Raw genomic sequence first — 20,243 nt, forward strand, 5'->3', positions numbered from 1 at the left:
GCGGTCGGATTGCGGTTGCCCACAGTTTTGTTGACGCGCCGCGGGGTTTTGTCACGCAAATGACGCTTGCCCGGACCACCGCCACGGCGCAAAAAAGGCGGTATGGAACCCGGAAGGGAGGCGTTGCGGGAGGCCGATCAGGGCCTGGACGGGCTGCGCAAGCAGGGGCGGCTAGTTTTGCGCGCCCTGGGGGAGCGCGGACTGGTCCGGGAATTCGACCGCCTGGCCCGGGTCGCCGCCGATCGCGAGGCCCTCACGGAACTGCTGCTCGAATTGCTGTGCAGACGCCGGCCGGGTTGATCCTCGCCCGCCGGACAGCCGTCGGGAGCGGACGGCGGTGCGCCTGGGCGTGCGCGGCTGTGGGGCGGCCTTGCCTCTTTGTCACCGGTTCGCCACCTGGTCATGGCCGGATCGTCAAGGAAATTGGCCAATGATTTCATGGCCACCGACGGCCTGCCCCTGGCTCCGTTTTCAGGAAGCTGCCGGAGGGGACGAGCCACGGCCGGCCTCTCCGTTGCGGTGCAAGCGGGCTTGCCGACCCGGCTGCCTGCGGCGATCATCCTTATGCTGTAAAAAAAACCCCGTATCGGGGTGTCGGGAGCTGCGAATGGAAACCAGAACCCACTTCCATGCCGAATTGGCGGCCCTCAAGGGAACCGTGGTGACGCTTTTCAGCCTGGCGGAAACGGCCCGGCAGGAAGCCGTGACCGCCTATCTGCGCCACGACGTCGACACCGCCCGGCGCATCATCGGCGCGGATAAGCTCATCAACAAGCAGGCCTGCGACATCGACGAGGCCTGCCTGCGGCTGCTCGCCCTGGAACAGCCCGTGGCCCTCGACCTGCGCTGCATTGTCGGCTATGCACGGGCGAGCATCAACCTGGAACGCCTGGCCGACGAGGCCGTCTGCGTGGCCGAGGGGGCCCTGGCCGGCCCGGGGCTGCCCGGCGAATGCGACAAGGCCCTGGAGGACTTGGCCGTCCATGCCGGCCAGATGTTCCATCTCGCCAGCCAGGCCTTTGCCGGGGACAGTCTGGAGGAAGCCATGGAAGTCTGCCGGCTGGACGAACGGGCCAGGGAAATGGCCGTTTCGGCCATGCGCTGCATCACCGAAGCCCTCACCCACGAGGCGGCCGTGCCGGAAACGGCGGTGCGGGCCATTCTCGCCGCCCGGTGTTTCGAACGCATGGCCGGCTACGCCGCCAACATCGCCGAAGTCGTGGTCTTCATCCTCAAGGGCGCCACGCTCAGCCAGCAATGCCAGCCGCGCTAGGCCGCGCGCCAGCCCGGTCAGAAGGAACAGCCCGGCATGCAGGCATCTCCGGCTACCTGCCATAGCCTTGTCGCCGCCTACCGCGACGGCAAGCCCCTCCGCCATTGCCTCAAACTGCGCCTGGGGCGCACGCGCCTCGCCCTTCGCGGCGGCGACGCCGGCCTCATGGACGCCCTGGCCGGGCATTACCGGGATTTTGGCACGGACGAGGCCGATCCGCCGGACCTCACGATCGCTTTCCTCGACCGGGGTCCGGTGCCGTTTTCCCTGCCCTTTGCCGTCTGGGAGGGCGCCGACGAGGTGGCCAAGGAGGAGTTCGTCGACCTGGCCGACGGGCGGGTGGTGCGCAAGCGCCGCACCGGGCTGTGGCTGGTGTTCGGGCCGGCCGGCCATTTCGTGCTCGGCCCCTGTCGCCGCCATGTCGACCAGGTGATCAACTACGTCAACGCCCGGGCGGCCGACCGGGAGCTGGCCGCCGGCGCCAGCCTGCTCCATGCCGCCGGCGTGGCCGTCGGCGAGAGGGGCCTGGCCGTGGCCGGCCTGGCCGGGGCCGGCAAGTCCACCTTGGCCCTGGAACTGGTGCGGCGCGGGGCGGACTTCGTGTCCAACGACCGCCTCCTCGTCGGCCCGTCGGAGGCGCCCGGCGGCGGCCTTGCCATGACCGGGGTGGCCCGCATGCCCCGGGTCAATCCGGGCACGCTGCTTTTTAACGACAGCCTGGCCGGGCTTTTGCCCGAGGCGGATCGGGCCGTCTACGCCGGGCTTGCCGACGAGGAGTTGTGGCGGCTGGAGCGCAAATACGACGTGCCCATCCGCGACTGCTTCGGCCCGGGGCGCTTCCGGTTGCGGGTGCCCTGCCAGGCCTTGGTGCTCCTGTGTTGGCGCCCCGGCGGCGGGGCCATGGCGGCACGCCGGATCGGCTTGGCCGAGCGGCCCGAACTGGTCGCGGCGATAACCAAGGACGTCAGCGTTCTTTTCGCCCAGGGGCCGCGCCGGGCCAGGCCCGAGGACTACCTGCGCCTGCTGGCCGATTGCCCGGTGCTGCTGCTGGAAGGGGGAACGGATTTCCACCGGGCCGCCGACCGCTGCCTGGCGCTGCTCGCCGCCCCGGGGGCCTGATTCCGATCCTTTTTCGAAAGCCGGACAGGAATTGCATATAACATGCTACTATGGTTGTATATTCTTATAATGTAACAGCCGTTATATTGTATGCTCGGCCTGAAACGCCGCCGCTTCCCCGACAGAAGGAATAGCCGTGCCTGAAAGAACCACCAACACGCGCGTGACGCTCACCCGCACCGTCACCCTGCCGGACCCGTCCCGGGTGGCGCTTTTCCGCCGGTCCCCGGAACTGGGGCCGAAGATCCTTTTTTTCAGCGGCGGCACCGCCTTGCGGCACTTGAGCGAAACGCTCATCGAATACACCGCCAATTCCATCCACCTGATCACGCCCTTCGATTCCGGCGGCTCCTCGGCCGTGCTGCGCCGGGCCTTCGCCATGCCGGCCGTGGGCGATGTGCGCAACCGCATCATGGCCCTGGCCGATCGCTCCATCACCGGCAATCCGGCCGTGTTCGAACTGTTCGCCTACCGCCTGCCCAAGGACGCCTCGCAGGAGGAACTCAAAAAGCGCCTGGAACGCCTGATCGCCGGCGAGGATGCCCTGGTGCGCCGCGTGCCCGACCCCATGCGCAAGATCATCCGCAGCCATCTGCGCTTTTTCGAGCAGCGCCGGCCCGATTCCTTCGACCTGCGCGGGGCCAGCATCGGCAACTGCATCCTGACCGGCGGCTATTTCAACTACAACCGCCTGCTCGACCCGGTCATCTACCTGTTCATGAAGCTGGTGGCGGCCCGGGGCGTGGTGCGCCCCGTGGTCAACGCCGATCTGCACCTGGCCTGCGCCCTGGAAAACGGACGGGTGCTCATCGGCCAGCACAACATGACCGGCAAGGAGGCCGAGCCCATCGAGTCGCCCATTGCCCGGATGTGGCTCACGGCCAGCCTCGACGACCCGGCCCCGGCCACCGTGCGCATCCGCGAAAAGACCGTGGCCCTCATCCGCCGGGCCGATGTCATCTGCTATCCTTACGGCAGCTTCTATTCGAGCCTTTTAGCCAATCTGCTGCCCCAGGGCGTGGGCGACGCCGTGGCCGCCAACCCCTGTCCCAAGGTCTATATCCCCAATCTCGGCCATGACCCGGAACAGCGCGGCCTGACCGTGGCCAGGCAGGTGGACATCCTGCAACAGACCCTGGCCGCCGGCTGCGCCAAGCCTTTTCGGCGCGAGGACCTGCTGCGCTTCGTCCTGGTGGACAGCAAAAACGGTTTCTACGAAAATCCCCTGGACATCGCCGCCATCAAGCGCCTCGGCCCCGAGGTCCTGGACCTGCCCCTGGCCCGGGCCGACAACCCCAACCAAGCCGACAGCCGCAAGGTGGTCGAACTGCTGCTTTCCCTGACCTGAGGGCGTCCCGGCCGTCAGGGTTCGTAGCAGGCGGCCGGACCGGCGCGCAGGTAGGCGCCCAGCTCGCGGTCTTCGCTGGCGATGTGGCGCACGAACCACTCCGTGAGAAAGCCCAGCAGCTCGTCGACCATCTGCTGGGTCACAAGGCCGAACTCCTTTTCGATCTCGAAAAAAATGACCTGGTTGACGAAGGTCTCGTGGTTTGCGGCATGGCGATCCCGATGGGGGAAGGCGATGTCGGCCATGAGTTTTTCCTCAAGCGCGAAATGCCGGTTGAAGTAGTCGCGCAAAAACCGCAGGGCCTCTGTGACCACGGCCGGATCGTCACACCCGTGCTTGGCTTCGAGGTCGTTGATCAGGCCGATGATGGCCTGGTGCTGTGCGTCGATCTCCGCGACACCGACCGAGAGACAGGCATCCCAACTGATCATCGCTGTTCCCCGTGCCACCGCCGAAACGGGGCGACGCCATTTGCGGGATCGGTGCCCAAAGCGGCTCGCGTCGCGTTGCCCGTAATCCCGATAACCACCTCACACTGCCATGAAACCGGGGCATGTCAAGCAGCGGCCGGACTCTTTGCCGGCCTCGTCGCGGAGTCGCGCGCAACGGGAAAAAGTGAAGAATTCCTGGTCAGGGACACGGGCCTTGGCGTATGGTCCCCGAAACCCGACACGGGCCGTTCCCCGTACCCGTTGCCCCAGGAGCCGATCATGCGCCGATACCCGTACCCGTTGCCCCTGCTGCTCGTCCTTGTCGCCGGCCTTTGCGCCTGCCAGCCCGCCGCCAGACGGACGGCCCAGGCCGACCCGGCCGGGCAACCGGCCGCCTCGGCCCGGACGGGCTCGCCACTGGCCGGGGCCAAACAGCTCCTTTTGGTGGTCACCGAGAACTTTTCCGCCAACCAGGCCCGCCTGCGCCGTTTCGACCGGGCGCCCGACGGGACCTGGCGGCCGGTCGGCGACGACGTGGCCGTGACCATCGGAAAAAACGGCCTGGCCTGGGGCCGGGGCCTGCACGGCGAGCCCCCGGCCGGCGGGCCGGTCAAGGTCGAGGGAGACGGCCGTTCCCCGGCCGGCGTCTTCACCTTTTCCACGATCTTCGCCTACCAGCCGGAAAACCTCTGGGCGCCGGCCAAGATGCCCGTGCACCAGGTGACCCGGGAAACGGTCTGCGTGGAAACCATCGGCTCGGCCTCCTACAACCGCATCCTGGACGAAAAACCGCAGGCCGCAAAGGACTACGACAGCCCGGACCGCATGCTGCGTCCGGATGGGCTCTACCGCTACGGGCTCATGGTCGACCACAACGCCCCGGATACCAAGCCGGGCGCCGGCTCGTGCATCTTCCTGCATCTGTGGCGCCGCCCCGGTGCGCCCACGGTGGGCTGCACGGCCATGAACGAGCCGGCCATGCTGGTCATCCTGAGCTGGATCGACGCCGCGAAAAAACCGGTGATCGTGCAGTTGCCGCGCCCGGAGCTCAACCGACTGGCCCCGGCCTGGGGCGCGCCGGAACTGGTGGGCGCGGTGGGGCCGGTGGTCGAGCAGGGCGGCGAGTGATCAGGAGGGCGAGGGCTCGGGCTGCTTGCCCTGTTTCTTGAGGGCGAAGTTGAGGAGCTTTTGGGCTTCCACGAAGGTCGGCGCCAAGCGCAGGGCCAGCCGCGAGGCCCGCTCGGCCTTGTCCCAGCGCTGCCAGTCCAGGTAGACCCGGCCCAGGTTGAAATAGAGGTTGGGGTCGGACTTGGCGTATTCCACGGCCCGCACGAAGTATTTTTCCGCGATCTCGTACTTCTGGAGCTTGCGCAGGACGATGCCGATGCGGTTATAATGGCGGATCTGGTCGGGCGAGAGCTCGATGGCCTCGTCCAGGAACTTGAAGGCTTCCTCGAAGAGTTCGCCGCTGATGAAAAGCTCGGCGATGCGGGCACGCAGGTCGGCGTCGCGGGGAAATTCCCGGGCCAGTTTTTCCAGCAGCGCCCTGGCCTCGTCGAAGCGCTTTTCCTCGATCAGCAGCCTGCCTTCGGCCAGGCCCCGCTCGATGCGCTGTTCCTTGTCGGCGATGAGGTCCTTGGCTTCCTCCACGGCCGTGGCCTGCAATTCGCCAAGGAGCGTGACCAGGGTGTCGGCGAGATCCTTTTCCCCGCCCGGGGCGTAGTTGAGGATGAGCGGATAGATCTTTCGCAGGTTGCGGTCGCCGTTTAAATGCAGCACCGCGTCGGTGATGAGCTTGGAAAACTCGTCCTTCTCCGACTTGATCAGCGGCGTGCGCATGACGGCGACGATGGCCTCGTACAAGGCCGAGACGGCAGGCAGGGGCTTGGCCTGCTTGAGATACGTCCCGACCTTGTTGATCTGGGCGCGTGCCTTGGTCAGTTCAGCGGACATGCCACCCCGCCGGATCGGCGCCTGGTGTTATTTGCCCGTCTCCCGGCGCACGATGTTGCGGAAACGGGTGAAGAAGTACCGGCTGTCGTGGGGCCCGGGAGCCGCCTCGGGGTGGTACTGGATGGCGATCAGTGGTTTTTTCTTGTGGGCGAAGCCCTCGAGGGTCCCGTCGTTCAAGTTCACGTGCGTCAACTCTACGTCGGACAGGCTTTCGATGTCCACGCAAAAACCGTGGTTTTGCGAGGAGATTTCGATGCGCCCCGTCTCCAGGTCCTTGACCGGGTGGTTGAGGCCGTGGTGGCCGAACTTGAGCTTGAAGGTCCGCCCGCCCAGGGCCAGGCCCAGGAGCTGGTGCCCCAGGCAGATGCCGGCCAGGGGATAGTCCTTGGCCAGAAGGGCGGTGGTGTGGACCAGGTCGGTCAGCACGGCCGGGTCGCCGGGGCCGGGCGAGAGGAAGACCGCGTCCGGGGACAGGCGTTTCACCTGCTCGGCCGTGGTCGTGTAGGGCACCATCAGGATGTCGAAGCCCTGGGCGGTGAGCAGCCGCATGATGTTCCACTTGATGCCCATGTCGAAGACCACCAGGCGCGGGCCGTCCCCGGGCCAGGCGTAGGTGCCGTCGACGATGGCCGCCGGGGCGATGCCCGATCCGGTCCAGACGAAGGGAGCGTCGCAGGAGACCTTGTCGGCCAGGCCCAGGCCTTCCATGGTGGGCAGGCCCTTGGCCGCCTCGACGATGCGGCGCGGGTCGGAGACGTCGGTGGAAATATAGCCGCGCATGGCCCCGTGCAGGCGCAGGTGGCGGGTGAGCGCCCGGGTGTCGATGCCCTCGATGCCGGTTACACCCTGGCTGGTCAGGTAGTCCGGCAGGGTCATGGTGGAGCGCCAGTTGGAGGGCGCCTTGCAGCATTCCTTGACGATGAAGCCGGCCACCCGGATGGCGGCCGATTCCACGTCGTCGGGGTTGATGCCGTAGTTGCCCACGTGGGGATAGGTCATGCACACCATCTGCCCGGTGTAGGACGGATCGGTCAGCACTTCCTGGTAGCCGGTCATGCCGGTGTTGAAAATGACCTCGCCACCGGCGCTGCCCTGGCCGGTAAAGGTTTGGCCGTGGAAAAGGGTCCCGTCTTCAAGGGCCAGAATGGCTTTCATGCGTGTCTCCGCGGGTCGTTGGCCGTTGGCCGCGAAAAATCGGCCGCCGGTAGCGTATAGGGGAACGGGGCCGGCGTAAAGCCCGCCGTGCGCCGGTTGCGGTCCATTAAGGCGTCTTGGCCCGGCGCGCAAGCCCCAGTTCGATCAGCCGGCCCACCAGGGCCGGGAAATCCAGCCCCGCCACCCGGGCCGAACGGGGCAGCAGGCTCGTCGGCGTCATGCCCGGCAGGGTGTTGACTTCCAGGAGCATGAGGGTTTCGCCGTCGAACATGAAATCGGCCCGGCTGTAGCCGCAAAGCCCCAGGGCCTTGTGGGCGGCCAGGCTGATGCGGCAGATTTCCTCGGTCAGGGCGGCCGGGATGGGCGCCGGGCAGACCTCCTCGGCCGCGTCCGGCTCGTACTTGCTGGCGTAGTCGAAAAATTCCCCGGCCTTGGGCCGGATGAGGATGGGCGGCAGGGCCGTCTCGCCAAGGACGGCGCAGGTCAGTTCCGTGCCGTCGATGCCTTCCTCGATCAGCGCCGCGTCGCCGGTGGCGAAGACCTTGGCCAGGGCGCCCGGCAAGACGGCCGGGTCGCGCACCAGGGTCATATGGACGCTCGAGCCGCCGCTGACGGGCTTGACGAACCAGGGCAGGGGGAAGTGCGGGGCGAAGCCCGGCGCCGGCGGCGCGGGCAGGAACACCCAGCGCGGCGTGGCCAGCCCAGCCTCGGCGAAAAGCTGCTTGGCCGCGGCCTTATTCAGCGCCAGAAACGAACCGGCCGGCCCGGTGCCCTGGTAGGGCACGCCGGCGGCGTCGAGCAGGGCCTGGGGCAGGCCGTCCTCGCCCGGGGCGCCGTGCAGGCTCAGGAACGCGAAATCGCAGGCCTTGGCCGCCGCGACGAAGGCCGGGAAGTTGTCGGAAAAATCCCAGGGCACGACGTCGTGCCCGAGCGTCTCCAGGGCCTTGGCGATCTGCCTGGCCCCGGACAGGGACACCTCGCGCTCACTCGACCAGCCCCCCGCAACCAAAAGTACTTTCATGGAGTGTTATGCCCAGCGTTTGGGCCAGGGCGCGTTCGATGGCCTCGGCCTGTTGGAAGGATTCGCGGATGCGTTCGCGGATGTACGCCGTCTTGCCGTAGCGCACGAGCAGGTCATCGAAACGGGTTTCCAGGGTGACGATCCGATTGTGCTTGACCCGCTTGTCGCTGTAAATCAGAACGAGCGGCAGGAAATGGGCGCGCAAGTCGATGGCCCCGGGCCAGGACACGTGGCAGACCACGCCCTGGGACAGGGCCGGGTTGCCCGTGAGCGCCTGCACCCAGGCCCCGCCGAGCTGGCAATGGTTGCCGCCGTGACGGATGGTGTAAGTCTTGGCCAGGTCGTGGAGCAGGGCCGCCGCCCGCACCGCGGCCACCACCACCGGCAGCCCGGCCGCCCGGCCGGCCTCGGCCAGGGCCGTGGCCACGCAGGCCACCAGTTCGCTGTGTTCCCGGATGTTTGGGAGCATGCCGTAGGCGTCCCAGAGCATCCGGCACTGGGCTTCGCTGGGCACGGGCCCGACCGCGGGCGGATCGGCCGGCGGGCAGGCCTCCCCGCAAGGCGGGGCGGGCGGGGTCGTGATGGGGCCTGGGATTTCTTCGGGCATGGAAAACACCGGTCACGGGCAGGGCGAAACGTTGTGCCGTCGCCCGCGTAGATAGCAACCCCTCGGGAAAAAGCAACGGCCAGGGAGGCCCGACCGGCCCCCGCCTGGCCCGGAAGCGTCATGAAAACATACCGTGTGCGTTACGAAACCAGGTTGTTTCGGGACAAGGAAGGCGTGGAAACCGTCAGCGCCCAGGGCAAGGGCCAGGCCATGCTGGCGGCCCAGGCCCGGTTGCACCCCAATGAGCGGGCCGACGAACCCTATTTTCATTTCGAACCCCTGACCATCCGCGCCCTGGACGCCCCCGGCACCTTCGAGGTGGCCTACCGGACCAAGGTCGAGGAGGAGGTTGCCGGGGAGATCGAGGTGGCGGCCGAGGATGCGGACAAGGCCGCGGCCAAGGCCCGCTTCGCCGTGCACCAGGAACTCATCCCGCCCAAGTGCTTCCGGGCCCTGGAGGTCGTGGAGGTGGCCTAGGCCGTGTAGACATTTGATCTGTCCCATGCTATTCCTCTCTACAGGAGGGATACAATGGAGCTACGACACACCATTACTGATGAGCAATGGGACAAGATAAAGGACGCTCTTCCCGGAAAAGCCGGTGATAGAGGAAGAACGGCGGAAGACAATCGGCTTTTCCTTAACGCGGTGATGTGGATGGCCAAGACCGGAGCACCATGGCGCGACTTGCCTACTTGTTATGGCAAGTGGTCAACAGTACACAAACGATTTATTCGATGGTCAAAAAATGGCGTCTGGCAAATGATCTTCAACACCTTAGCAGCTGATGCGGATACGGAATGGCTTATGATTGACAGCACCATTGTTCGGGCACATCAACATGCCGCTGGCGCAAAGGGGGCAGCAGTTTCAGGAATTCGGTAGATCAAAAGGTGGGTTCTCCACGAAAGTCCATGCTACAACTGATTCATTAGGTTGTCCAACAAAATTTATCCTTACAGGTGGCAATGAATCGGATTATAATCAAGCTTTGCCTTTAATAGAAGATCAACAAGCTGATTTTGTGCTTGCAGACAAGGGATATGACTCGCAGGCTATCGTTGATGCCATCAGATCGAAAGGGGCCGAGCCTGTTATCCCGCCCCGTTCTCTTCGGAAGATGCCTCGCGATTATGACCGCCATATCTACAAGGAAAGAAATGCGATCGAACGCATGTTCAATAAGATCAAACAGTTTAGGAGAATTGCCACACGATATGACAAGCTGGCCATCGCATACTTGTCGTTTCTCCATGTGGCGGCGATAGCTGTCTGGCTACGGTAAATGTCTACACAACCTAGGGGGCCAAGTGTTTTGACAAGCCCGCCCGGGATGCGCATATACCTCTGACGCGCCGGACGCGCCGTCCGCCGTCAAGCCCCTCCCAAGGAGTCCGCCCTATGTGCCTGGCCGTGCCCATGGAAATCACCGCGATTAACGACAAGGTGGCCGACGTGGAAATCGGCGGCGTCACCAGGCAGGTGCGCCTGGAGCTCATCGACGCCGCGCCGGCCATCGGCGACTTCGTCATCGTCCACGCCGGCTTCGCCATCCGCCGCCTGGACCGCGAGGACGCCCTGGAAACCATCAAGCTCTTCCAGGAAGGGCTCAACCTTGAACTCATTTGAGGCCTTCAAGGACCCGGCCCTGTGCCGGGCGCTGCTGGCCCGCCTCATCGACGAGGCCGACACGCCCCTGCGGTTCATGGAGGTGTGCGGCACGCACACCGTGTCCATCTTCCAGTCCGGCTTGCGCGGGCTTTTGCCCGCCACCATCACCCACGTAACCGGCCCGGGCTGCCCGGTGTGCGTGACCCACGAGTCGGAAGTGGCCTGCTTCCTCGATTTGGCCGGCCGCGACGACGTGATCCTCGCCACCTTCGGCGACCTCATGCGCGTGCCCGGCCCCAAGGGCCGCAACCTCAAGACGGCCCAGGCCGACGGCGCCCGGGTGGAAGTGGTCTATTCGCCCGTGGACGCCCTGGCCCTGGCCGCGGCCAACCCCGGCCGCACGGTCGTCTTCCTCGGCGTCGGCTTCGAGACCACCGCCCCGGCCGTGGCCGCGACCATCAAGCTGGCCCGGGAGAAAAACCTGCGCAACTTCCGCGTCCTGTCCTTCCACAAGCTCGTGCCGCCGGCCCTGGCCGCGCTTTTGGCCGACCCGGACATCAACGTGGACGCCTTCCTCCTGCCCGGCCACGTCTCGGCCATCATCGGCGCCGCCCCCTATGCCTTCGTGGCCGAGAAATACCGCGTGCCGGCCGTGATCACGGGCTTCGAGCCCCTGGACATCCTGTCGGCCCTGCGCGACATCGTGGCCATGCGCAAAGCCGGCGCCCCGGCCGTCAAAAACGACTACACCCGGGTCGTGGCCGAGGCCGGCAACCCCGTGGCCCTGGCCGTCATGGACGAGGTCTTCGCCCCGGCCGACGCCTTGTGGCGGGGCCTGGGCCGCATCCCGGCCAGCGGGCTGACCATCCGCGAGGCCTTCGCCGATTACGACGCCATGCACCTGCCGGGCGTGGCGCTCAAGGAATCGCCTCCCTTGGCCGGCTGCCGTTGCGGCGAGGTGCTCAAGGGCAAGATGGCCCCCAACGAATGCCCGCTTTTCGACAAGGCCTGCACCCCGGCCACGCCCGTGGGGCCGTGCATGGTCTCCACCGAAGGCGGCTGCGCCGCCTACCACAAGTACCAGCTCGAACTGTAGCCTTGCCTGCGCAACCGCGGCCGGGGCCTTGGCCTGGGCTTTGCCGGCCGCTACGGGCATCCGGGAGTCCGCCGTGTCCGACACCGCCGAGATCGAATCGAAATTCGCCGTGGACGGGTTTGCCCCGGTGCGGGCGGCCCTTGCGGCCGCCGGCGGGGAGCGGCTGTCGCGCTGGTTCGAGGAAAACATCGTCCTGGACACGGCCGACGGCGACCTGCGCCGCCGCGACATCCTCCTGCGCCTGCGCCGGGACGCGGCCGGCAAGGTGACGCTCAAGCTGCCGGCGGCGGTCCCGGGCAACCCGGCAATCAAGATCCGCCGGGAGATCGAAACCGGCGTGGGCGACCTGGCCGCCCTGGAGGCCATTTTCGCCGCGCTGGGCTACCTGCCGCGCCTGCGCTACGAAAAGGTGCGGGAGACCTGGCGCCTGGGGCCGGTGCTCGTGTGCCTGGACCGGCTGCCCTACGGCCGCTTCGTCGAGATCGAAGGCCCGGCCCCGGACATCGCCGCCGCGGCCGCAAGCCTCGGCCTTTCCATGGCCGCGGCCACGGCCAAGACCTACCACGACCTCTACCAGGACCATCTGGCCGCATCGGGCCTGCCCCCGGCCGACAGTTTCGTCTTCACGCCGCAGGGCCGCCGCGAGGCCTTGGCCGAGTCCGGCGACGCCTAGCCAAAAGCAAACGATATCGGGCTGCTGTCAATACTGTTGTCAGTGGCCGCGTTTTTTCGTACCCCTTTTCATGGAATGCAAGGCGGTCGGCCCGTCGTGGCCGACCGACGGTCGCCCCCTCGACAGTCGCGGGCGGCGACTTATATGTTTGCGGTAGATGGAAAATGGGGCGCAGTGCCCCGGATTTCCCCGACATACGGGAAAAGGTGACGGCAGACCCATGAGCCATCCCATGGAACAGGAACAGCCGGGTATTGGCGTCGGCGTCGAAGAAGACGTGCGCGAGCCGCGGCGGTACAAGGTGTTGTTGCACAACGACGACTATACGACCATGGAGTTCGTGGTCCAGGTACTCGTCGGCGTGTTCCACAAAAACGAAAACGAAGCCACGCAGATCATGCTGAACGTCCACAACAATGGCGTGGGCGTGTGTGGCGAGTACACCGCCGAGGTGGCCGAACTCAAGGTCTCCCTGGTGCACCGGCTGGCCCGGGAGCATGGCTACCCGCTCAAATGCAGCATGGAAGAGGTCTGAATGCTCAGCAAGAAACTCGAAAAGGTGTTGACCAGCGCCGTCAAGGAAGTCAAACGCCGCAGCCACGAATATCTGACCCTGGAGCATCTGCTCTATGCCATGCTCCTGGAGGAGACGGGCCGGGACATCCTGGTCCACTGCGGGGCCAACGTGGTGCGCCTGAAGCACCAGTTGGAGCGTTTTTTCACCGACCACATGGAAACGCTGCCCCAGGACGCCAATGCCGAGGTGGTGCAGACCATCAGCGTCCAACGCGTGCTCCAGAGGGCCATCATGCAGATGCAGTCCTCGGGCAAGCAGCAGGTGGAAGTCGGGGACGTGCTGGCCGCCATTTTCGACGAGGAAGACTCCTACGCCGTGTACTATCTGAAGTCCCACGGCGTCTCGCGCCTCGACGTGCTGGAGTACGTCTCCCACGGCGGCGGCCGCGAACAGGGCCAGACCGAAGGGGCCGCCGGCGAGGACCAGCCCGCCGGCAAATCCGGGTCCAACCTGGAGCAGTACACCGTCGACCTCGTGGCCAAGGCCAAAAAGGGCGAGATCGATCCGCTTATCGGCCGCGACAACGAGCTCACGCGCACCATCCACGTGCTGCTGCGCCGGCGCAAGAACAACCCCATTTTCGTCGGCGACCCGGGCGTGGGCAAGACCGCCCTGGCCGAGGGCCTGGCCCTGCGCATCGTCAAGGGCGACGTGCCGGACAGCTTCCGCGACACGCTCATCTACGCCCTGGACATGGGCGCGCTTCTGGCCGGCACCAAGTACCGGGGTGATTTCGAGGCCCGGCTCAAGGGCGTGCTGTCCGAGCTGGAGCAGAAACCCGGGGCGATCCTCTTCGTCGACGAGATCCACACCATCGTCGGCGCCGGCGCCACCAGCGGCGGCACCCTCGACGCCTCCAACATCCTCAAACCCGTGCTGGGCTCGGGCAAGCTGCGTTGCATCGGCTCCACGACCTACGAGGAATACAAGAACCATTTCGAGAAGGACCGGGCCCTGTCGCGCCGGTTCCAGAAGATCGACGTGGGCGAGCCGACCATCGACGAGGCCGTGGAGATCCTCAAGGGGCTTCGCAGCTACTACGAGAGCCACCACGGCGTGCGCTACACGCCGGCGGCCCTGCGTTCGGCCGTGGAGCTGTCCTCGCGCCACATCAACGATCGCTTCCTGCCGGACAAGGCCATTGACGTCATCGACGAGGCCGGGGCCGTGCGCAAGCTGGCCGGTACCGCCGCCAAGGGCGCCATCGGCGTGGCCGAGGTGGAAAAGGTCGTGGCCGCCATGGCCAAGATCCCGGCCGCCCGGGTTACTTCTTCGGACAAGATCCGCCTGGAGAACCTGGAAGGGGAGCTCAAAAACCTCATCTTCGGCCAGGACCAGGCCGTGGACGCCATCGCCAAGGCCATCCTGCGCTCCCGGGCCGGGCTGGCCAACGCCGGCAAGCCCACGGGCTCGTTTTTGCTCGCCGGCCCCACGGGCGTGGGCAAGACCGAGCTGGCCAAGCAGCTGGCCACCGTGCTCGGCGTGCATTTCGTGCGCTTCGACATGAGCGAGTACATGGAAAAGCACGCCGTGGCCCGGCTCATCGGTTCGCCCCCGGGCTATGTCGGCTTCGAGCAGGGCGGCCTTTTGACGGACGCCATCCGCAAGCACCCCTACTCGGTGCTGCTGCTCGACGAAATCGAGAAGGCCCATCCGGACATGTTCAACATTCTGCTCCAGGTGATGGACTATGCCACGCTGACCGACAACAACGGCCGCAAGGCCGACTTCGGCCACGTGGTGCTGCTGATGACCACCAACGCCGGCGCCCGGGAGATGGCGGCCAAGAGCATCGGCTTCGGCTCGGGCAAGGCCGGCGAGGACACCTCGGACAAGGGCGTCAAGGCCGTCAACCGGCTGTTTAGCCCCGAGTTCCGCAACCGCCTGGACGGCATCGTGTCGTTCAAGCCGTTGACACCGGAGATCATGGACCGCATCGTCCACAAGTACCTGCGCGAGCTCAACGCGCAGATGGCCGAGAAGCGGGTGTTCGTGCGCCTGACCCCGGCGGCCGTGGCCAAGCTGGCCGAGAAGGGCTTCGATCCTGACTACGGTGCCCGGCCCCTGGCCCGGGTCATCCAGGAGGAGATCAAGGACGCCCTGGCCCAGGAAATGCTCTTCGGCAAGCTGCAAAAGGGCGGCGAGGCGGAAATCGACGCCGCGCCGGCCGGCGCCCCGGAACTGTTCACCTTCACCTTCGCCAGCCGCGCGCCGCGCAAGGCCCTGGCCGAGGCGACGGAAGGCGAGGCGGAGTAGAAAAGACGAATGCCTCCGGCGGCCGGGAGGGGGTAACCCCCTCCCGGACCCTCCTTGATGGCGTCGGGCGGCGCGAGGCGGCAGGGAAGACCTGCCGCCTCGCGCCGCCCGACGCATGAAGGGGGCTCAGGCAGAATGCGACCAGGACGCTGTTTGGTTCTGGTTCTTGCAGATGGTACGCGCATGCCGATTTTCGCTTTGACCGACGAGCCGACGCTTTTTCCCCGGCCGAGCCTGGCCGAGCCCGGCGGGCTTTTGGCCGTGGGCGGGGATTTGTGCCCCGAGCGGTTGGTCGCCGCCTATCGCCGGGGCATTTTTCCCTGGTACGATGAGCAAAGCCCCATCCTGTGGTGGTCGCCGGACCCCCGGCCCATCCTGTTCCCCGGCCAGGTCCATGTGTCACGCCGGCTGGAGCGGACGTTGCGCTCGGGCACGTTCCGCCTCAGCCTGGACACGGATTTCGCCGGCGTCATCCGGGGCTGCGCCGGGGCCAGACGCGCCGCCGGTAACGGCACCTGGATCCTGCCAGAGATGATCGAGGCCTACGAGGCGCTCCACGCCGCCGGCATCGCCCACAGCGTCGAGGCCTGGCAGGACGAGGTGCTCGTCGGCGGGGCCTACGGCGTGGCCATCGGCAAGGCCTTTTTCGGGGAATCCATGTTCCATGCCGCAACCGACGCCTCGAAAGTGGCGTTTGTCGGCCTGTGCCGGCATTTGGACCGGCTGGGCTTCCATTTCATCGACTGCCAGCAGACGACCGGGCACCTGTGCCGTTTTGGCGCGGTGGAGGTGCGGCGCGGCGAGTTCACCAGGCGCCTGGAAGCGGCTCGGGAGTCCGGGGACGTGCCCGGGCCGTGGACGTTCGGGGCGCCGTGACCGGGGAAGCCCGAGGTGAGGACGCTTGGGGTGCCATGGCCAGGGTAGGCCCGGTTGGGGATATGTCCGCCCGTTTCCCGGCAACGGCTGGGCACCCCCGGACCGGCCGGACGGCATCGCGCGGTTGGGAAAATATCCGCCCGGCTATGGCCGGGTGGCGGCAAGACAAGGAAGGGACGGGGCATGAAACGGGAAATCGCCAGGCCGTATCCGGATGGGCGCTGCTTTTATTGCGGCCCGGACAATCCGCAGGGGCTGGGCCTCAGGTTCTACCACGATGAGGCCACGGCCGAGACCTCGACGGAATACCTGCCCGAAGAACGTTTCGTCGGCCAGGGCGACATCCTGCACGGCGCGATCCAGATGGGGCTGCTCGACGAACTGATGGGCTGGGCCTGCTACGTGCACACCGGGGAGATGGCCGTGACCACGGACATGCGGTTCAAGTTCCGGCGTCCGCTGTATATAGCCGGGACGCCGGTGCGGGCCGCCTGCCGGGTGACCGGCCGGGACGGCCCCAAGGTCCACATGGTGGCCGAGCTGGTCGACGCCGTCGGGGTGGTCTGCCTCACGGCCACGGGCACGTATCACATTTTGCCGCCCGAGCGCTTTGAGGCCGTTGTGCGGGCCAAGCCACCCGTTTCGGGCTGACCGGCGAACGGCCGGGGGCTAGGCCTTGCTTGCCTCGACGAGCCTGCGGATTTTCTGCTTCTGCAAGCCGATAATGGCCTTGAGGCGCCGGCATTCGTCCTTGTAGTAGGCCAGTTCCGCCTCGGGGCTGTCGAAGGCGGGGGGCGTGAAGTCCGGTTGGGTGGAACGGGGGCGGCTTGCGGCAGGCACGGTGTCGCGGGTGTCGGGCATGGCGGAACCTCCTTCAGGCCAAAGCCTGTTCAGGCGGCCCGCTTCTGGGCCGGTTCCGTCGGAAAGTCAAGGGTGCTTACGCCTTCTCCTTCCTGTCCACCCACTTCTCCACTCGCAGCGGCTCGAAGGACCGCATGGCGGCCAGCAGGCCCCCGGGTTTGTCGTGGGACAGCACCAGCCCCTTGTGCTCGGCCCGCAGGAAACCTTCGTCCGCCATGCGCGAGACGAATTCCAGCAGGGCGTCGTAATAGTGCTGCACGTTGAGCAGGCCGCAGGGCTTTTTATGCAGCCCCAGCTGCGCCCAGGTGATGATCTCGCAGAACTCCTCCAGCGTGCCCATGCCGCCCGGCAGGGCGATGAAGCCGTCGGCCAGCTCGGCCATGCGCGCCTTGCGCTCGTGCATGGACGACACCACATGCAGCTCCGTCAGCTTGGGATGGGCCAACTCCTTGCGGCGCAGAAAATCCGGCAGAACGCCCACCGCCTTGCCCCCGGCGGCCAGCACCGCGTCCGCCACCGCCCCCATGAGCCCCACGCAGGCCCCGCCGTAGACGAGCGTCAACCCCTCGGCGGCCAGCAACCGGCCCAGGGCGTTGGCCGCATCGACATAGGCGGGGTCGAAGCCCGAGGACGAACCGCAAAAAACACACACGCTCTGCATGCGAAACGCTCCAAGGGGCCGCAAGGCGGCCCCGGTCTGGCCGATGGGGGGCGACGAGGCAATCGGGCTAATCGAGGCCTTCGATGATCGGCTTGTGCTGGCTCAGGTCGAAATAGCCCCGCACCGGAAACGGCAGGGTGTAGTTGGGGATCTTGTCGAACTGGATGAAGCCGATATCCTTGCCCTCGGCCAGTTCCGACAAGGCCGTCAGGCCCAGGGGAATGGGGAAATTGAGGGCGCAGGCGTGGATTTCCGACAGCTTGTCCTTGTAGCGGGTCTTGAGGTACGCAATGAGCGCGTCGCGCTCCGCCTCGGTGAAGGATTCGAGCAGCACGCGGCGGCAACTGGCGTAACTGACCGGCAGGTCCGGTTCCACCGGGTCGCCGGTGAGCACGTCCCAGTCGTAGATGTCCTCTTCCGCCGGGTCCCAGTCGGGGCGAAACAGGTGGACGTTGACGTCCTTGCGGCCCTTGAAGCTTTTGATCACCATGGATACGGTCCAGGCCCGGTCCACGGGAAGGTTGAAATCAGCCGGAACGACGTCGATTTCCATGGGCTACTCCTTGCGCGGCGGGCAAACCCCGGCCGCCCGGCGGCACACGGGCCGCCGCGGATGCTCCGGGGATTTCGCTTCCGCTCCGTTGCCCAGGGATGTACAAGAAAACGCCATGCTTTTCCAGCTTGAATCCGAATACACCCCCCAGGGCGACCAGCCCCGGGCCATCGACGAAATGGCCGCCAACCTGTCCCAGGGGCTGCCGAGCCAGGTGCTGCTCGGGGCCACCGGCACGGGCAAGACCTTTTCCATGGCCCAGGTGGTGGCCAGGCTCAACCGGCCGGCCCTGGTCATGGCCCCCAACAAGACCCTGGCCGCGCAGCTCTACAGCGAATTCAAGGGGCTGTTCCCCAAAAACGCCGTGGAATACTTCGTCAGCTACTACGACTACTACCAGCCGGAAGCCTACCTGCCGCGCACGGACACCTACATCGAGAAAGACGCCTCCATAAACGACGACATCGACAAGCTGCGCCACGCCGCCACCCATTCACTGCTCACCCGCCGCGACGTGCTCATCGTGGCCTCGGTTTCCTGCATCTACGGCCTGGGCTCGCGCGACTACTACGAACGCATGGTCCTTTCGCTCACCGTGGGCGCGAAGACCGGCATGGAGGCGGTGCTGGCGAGGCTGGTGGAGATCCAGTACGAGCGCAACGACTACGATTTCCACCGGGGCGTGTTCCGGGTGCGCGGCGACGTCATCGAGCTCATCCCGGCCTACAGCCGCGATCGGGCCCTGCGCCTGGAATTTTTCGACGACGAGCTCGAAGCCATACTGGAGACCGACCCGCTGACCGGCGAGGTCCTGGGCTCCATGGAAAAGGCCATCGTCTTCCCGGCCAGCCACTACGTCTCCGACCGCGACAACCTGAACCGGGCCGTGGCCGACATCCGCGAGGAACTGCGCCTGCGCCTGACCGAACTCAAGGCGGCGAACGACCTGCTGGCCGCCCAGCGCCTGGAAATGCGCACCATGCAGGACCTGGAGATGATCGAGGAGCTCGGCTACTGCAACGGCATCGAGAACTACTCCCGCCACCTCGACGGGAGGCAGGCCGGCCAGCCGCCCTATACGCTGCTCGACTACTTCCCCGAGGACTTCATTCTGTTCGTGGACGAGTCCCACATCACCGTGCCGCAGATCGGCGGCATGTACGCCGGCGACCGCTCGCGCAAGCAGACGCTCGTCGACTACGGCTTCCGCCTGCCCTCGGCCCTGGACAACCGGCCGCTCAATTTCGAGGAGTTCCTGGGCCGCATCGGCCAGGCCGTCTACGTCTCGGCCACGCCCGGGGACTGGGAGATACAACGCAGCCAGGGTGTGGTGGTGGAGCAGATCATCCGCCCCACCGGCCTGCTCGACCCGGAGGTGGAAGTGCGGCCCACCAAGGGCCAGGTGGACGACCTCATGGCCGAATGCCGCCTGCGCGCGGCGGCGGGCGAGCGGGTGCTGGTCACCACGCTGACCAAGCGCATGGCCGAGGAGCTCAACCAGTATTTCAACGCCATGGGCGTGCGCGCCCGCTACCTGCACTCGGACATCGACACCCTGGAGCGCGTGGCCATCATCAAGGCCCTGCGCCAGGGCGAGTTCGACGTGCTGGTCGGCATCAACCTCCTGCGCGAGGGCCTGGACATCCCGGAAGTGTCACTCGTGGCCATCCTCGACGCCGACAAGGAAGGTTTCCTGCGCTCGGTCCGCTCGCTCATCCAGACCTTCGGCCGGGCGGCCCGCAATGTCGGCGGCCGGGTCATCCTCTACGCCGACGTCGTCACCGGCTCCATGCGCCTGGCCATGGAGGAGACGGCCCGGCGGCGCGAGAAGCAGGAGGCCTTCAATGCCGAGGCCGGCATCGTGCCGCGCACCATCATCAAGGGCATGGACAGCGTGCTGGACAGCCTGTACGGCCAGGGGGGGCAGGCCGGCGCCGGCCGGGCCTCCGCCGGCTACGACTCGGGCGGCCCTGCCCGGCCCGGGGCGGCCGCGTCCGCCCGGGAAGAGCTGGCCGACTATGGCGACATGTCCAAGAAGGCCTTGGAGAAAAAAATCAAGATGCTGGAGCGGGAGATGCGCGAGGCGGCCAAGGCGTTGGAATTCGAGAAAGCGGCGCAGTTGCGCGACCAGGTAGCGGCGCTGCGGGCCAGGCTGCTGGAGATGGGCTGAAC

General features: G+C 66.5%; 23 protein-coding genes. 15 read left to right on the forward strand and 8 right to left on the reverse strand.

Annotation, left to right across the window (positions count from 1 at the left end):
• Positions 1–102: 102 nt before the first annotated feature.
• The 4 genes from ACP59X_RS11670 to ACP59X_RS11685 all read left to right on the forward strand — a co-directional run bounded on the left by ACP59X_RS11670 (position 103) and on the right by ACP59X_RS11685 (position 3,740).
• On the forward strand, positions 103–300 hold the full coding sequence (locus ACP59X_RS11670) for a hypothetical protein (RefSeq protein WP_428569742.1): 198 nt from the start codon (positions 103–105) through the stop codon (positions 298–300).
• Between the two features lie 307 nt (positions 301–607).
• Complete coding sequence (phoU, locus tag ACP59X_RS11675; protein WP_428569745.1) at positions 608–1,273, forward strand: phosphate signaling complex protein PhoU; 666 nt, start codon at positions 608–610, stop codon at positions 1,271–1,273.
• Positions 1,274–1,309: 36 nt separating this feature from the next.
• Positions 1,310–2,392, forward strand: coding sequence for an HprK-related kinase B (locus ACP59X_RS11680; protein ID WP_428569748.1), 1,083 nt, complete (start codon positions 1,310–1,312; stop codon positions 2,390–2,392).
• A gap of 136 nt (positions 2,393–2,528) precedes the next feature.
• Positions 2,529–3,740 carry a GAK system CofD-like protein gene (locus ACP59X_RS11685; protein ID WP_428569751.1) on the forward strand — a complete coding sequence of 404 codons (1,212 nt, stop codon included), beginning with the start codon at positions 2,529–2,531 and terminating at the stop codon, positions 3,738–3,740.
• A 14-nt stretch (positions 3,741–3,754) separates the two neighbouring features.
• On the opposite strand, the gene ACP59X_RS11690 is transcribed toward ACP59X_RS11685, so the two are convergent.
• Positions 3,755–4,171: a bacteriohemerythrin gene (locus tag ACP59X_RS11690; protein ID WP_428569755.1), complete on the reverse strand. Its 417-nt coding sequence runs from the start codon at positions 4,169–4,171 to the stop codon at positions 3,755–3,757.
• 279 nt (positions 4,172–4,450) lie between these two features.
• On the opposite strand from ACP59X_RS11690, the gene ACP59X_RS11695 reads away from it, so the two are divergent.
• Positions 4,451–5,299 carry a L,D-transpeptidase family protein gene (locus ACP59X_RS11695; protein ID WP_428569759.1) on the forward strand — a complete coding sequence of 283 codons (849 nt, stop codon included), beginning with the start codon at positions 4,451–4,453 and terminating at the stop codon, positions 5,297–5,299.
• Here the strand turns inward: ACP59X_RS11695 and ACP59X_RS11700 are convergent, their stop codons facing one another.
• The 4 genes from ACP59X_RS11700 to ACP59X_RS11715 form a co-directional block, all read right to left on the reverse strand.
• Positions 5,300–6,124, reverse strand: coding sequence for a tetratricopeptide repeat protein (locus tag ACP59X_RS11700; RefSeq protein WP_428569762.1), 825 nt, complete (start codon positions 6,122–6,124; stop codon positions 5,300–5,302). It abuts the gene before it with no gap.
• Between the two features lie 27 nt (positions 6,125–6,151).
• Positions 6,152–7,279 carry a glutamine-hydrolyzing carbamoyl-phosphate synthase small subunit gene (carA, locus tag ACP59X_RS11705; protein WP_428569765.1) on the reverse strand — a complete coding sequence of 376 codons (1,128 nt, stop codon included), beginning with the start codon at positions 7,277–7,279 and terminating at the stop codon, positions 6,152–6,154.
• Between the two features lie 106 nt (positions 7,280–7,385).
• On the reverse strand, positions 7,386–8,300 hold the full coding sequence (locus ACP59X_RS11710; protein WP_428569768.1) for a D-alanine--D-alanine ligase family protein: 915 nt from the start codon (positions 8,298–8,300) through the stop codon (positions 7,386–7,388).
• Positions 8,263–8,907 carry an HDIG domain-containing metalloprotein gene (locus ACP59X_RS11715; RefSeq protein WP_428558419.1) on the reverse strand — a complete coding sequence of 215 codons (645 nt, stop codon included), beginning with the start codon at positions 8,905–8,907 and terminating at the stop codon, positions 8,263–8,265. The genes ACP59X_RS11710 and ACP59X_RS11715 overlap by 38 nt, the downstream gene beginning before the upstream one ends.
• Before the next feature lie 120 nt (positions 8,908–9,027).
• On the opposite strand from ACP59X_RS11715, the gene ACP59X_RS11720 reads away from it, so the two are divergent.
• From ACP59X_RS11720 to ACP59X_RS11760, 9 genes are all read left to right on the forward strand, one after another.
• Entirely contained in the window at positions 9,028–9,384 is a 357-nt protein-coding gene (locus ACP59X_RS11720) for a hypothetical protein (protein WP_428558422.1), read from the forward strand.
• Between the two features lie 54 nt (positions 9,385–9,438).
• A protein-coding gene (locus tag ACP59X_RS11725; RefSeq protein ID WP_428558424.1) for an IS5 family transposase occupies positions 9,439–10,192 on the forward strand; the annotation gives its coding sequence in 2 pieces (ribosomal slippage) (positions 9,439–9,767 and positions 9,766–10,192; 756 coding nt in all).
• Between the two features lie 116 nt (positions 10,193–10,308).
• Positions 10,309–10,536 carry a HypC/HybG/HupF family hydrogenase formation chaperone gene (locus ACP59X_RS11730; RefSeq protein WP_428558426.1) on the forward strand — a complete coding sequence of 76 codons (228 nt, stop codon included), beginning with the start codon at positions 10,309–10,311 and terminating at the stop codon, positions 10,534–10,536.
• Entirely contained in the window at positions 10,523–11,614 is a 1,092-nt protein-coding gene (gene hypD, locus ACP59X_RS11735) for a hydrogenase formation protein HypD (RefSeq protein ID WP_428558427.1), read from the forward strand. Before ACP59X_RS11730 ends, hypD begins: the two co-directional genes overlap by 14 nt.
• A 73-nt stretch (positions 11,615–11,687) precedes the next feature.
• Positions 11,688–12,287 carry a class IV adenylate cyclase gene (locus ACP59X_RS11740; RefSeq protein WP_428558428.1) on the forward strand — a complete coding sequence of 200 codons (600 nt, stop codon included), beginning with the start codon at positions 11,688–11,690 and terminating at the stop codon, positions 12,285–12,287.
• Positions 12,288–12,519: 232 nt separating this feature from the next.
• Entirely contained in the window at positions 12,520–12,822 is a 303-nt protein-coding gene (gene clpS, locus ACP59X_RS11745; protein WP_428569878.1) for an ATP-dependent Clp protease adapter ClpS, read from the forward strand.
• On the forward strand, positions 12,823–15,120 hold the full coding sequence (gene clpA / locus ACP59X_RS11750; protein WP_428558429.1) for an ATP-dependent Clp protease ATP-binding subunit ClpA: 2,298 nt from the start codon (positions 12,823–12,825) through the stop codon (positions 15,118–15,120).
• Positions 15,121–15,303: 183 nt separating this feature from the next.
• Positions 15,304–15,996, forward strand: a complete 693-nt coding sequence (gene aat / locus ACP59X_RS11755; RefSeq protein ID WP_428558430.1) for a leucyl/phenylalanyl-tRNA--protein transferase — start codon at positions 15,304–15,306, stop codon at positions 15,994–15,996.
• Positions 15,997–16,179: 183 nt separating this feature from the next.
• Positions 16,180–16,647 (forward strand): PaaI family thioesterase, encoded by a 468-nt coding sequence (locus tag ACP59X_RS11760; protein ID WP_428558431.1) that lies wholly within the window; start codon positions 16,180–16,182, stop codon positions 16,645–16,647.
• A gap of 18 nt (positions 16,648–16,665) precedes the next feature.
• Here ACP59X_RS11760 and ACP59X_RS11765 read toward each other — a convergent pair whose 3' ends face one another.
• The 3 genes from ACP59X_RS11765 to ACP59X_RS11775 all read right to left on the reverse strand — a co-directional run bounded on the left by ACP59X_RS11765 (position 16,666) and on the right by ACP59X_RS11775 (position 18,071).
• Positions 16,666–16,857 (reverse strand): hypothetical protein, encoded by a 192-nt coding sequence (locus ACP59X_RS11765; RefSeq protein ID WP_428558433.1) that lies wholly within the window; start codon positions 16,855–16,857, stop codon positions 16,666–16,668.
• A 76-nt stretch (positions 16,858–16,933) separates the two neighbouring features.
• Entirely contained in the window at positions 16,934–17,518 is a 585-nt protein-coding gene (locus ACP59X_RS11770; protein WP_428558435.1) for an LOG family protein, read from the reverse strand.
• Between the two features lie 67 nt (positions 17,519–17,585).
• A complete protein-coding gene (locus ACP59X_RS11775) occupies positions 17,586–18,071 on the reverse strand; it encodes a hypothetical protein (protein WP_428558437.1) in 486 nt (161 codons plus the stop codon).
• A gap of 115 nt (positions 18,072–18,186) precedes the next feature.
• On the opposite strand from ACP59X_RS11775, the gene uvrB reads away from it, so the two are divergent.
• A complete protein-coding gene (gene uvrB / locus ACP59X_RS11780) occupies positions 18,187–20,241 on the forward strand; it encodes an excinuclease ABC subunit UvrB (protein ID WP_428558440.1) in 2,055 nt (684 codons plus the stop codon).
• Positions 20,242–20,243 lie beyond the last annotated feature (2 nt).

Origin of the sequence: Solidesulfovibrio sp. DCME (assembly GCF_049995385.1) — a bacterium.
GTDB lineage: Bacteria > Desulfobacterota > Desulfovibrionia > Desulfovibrionales > Desulfovibrionaceae > Solidesulfovibrio.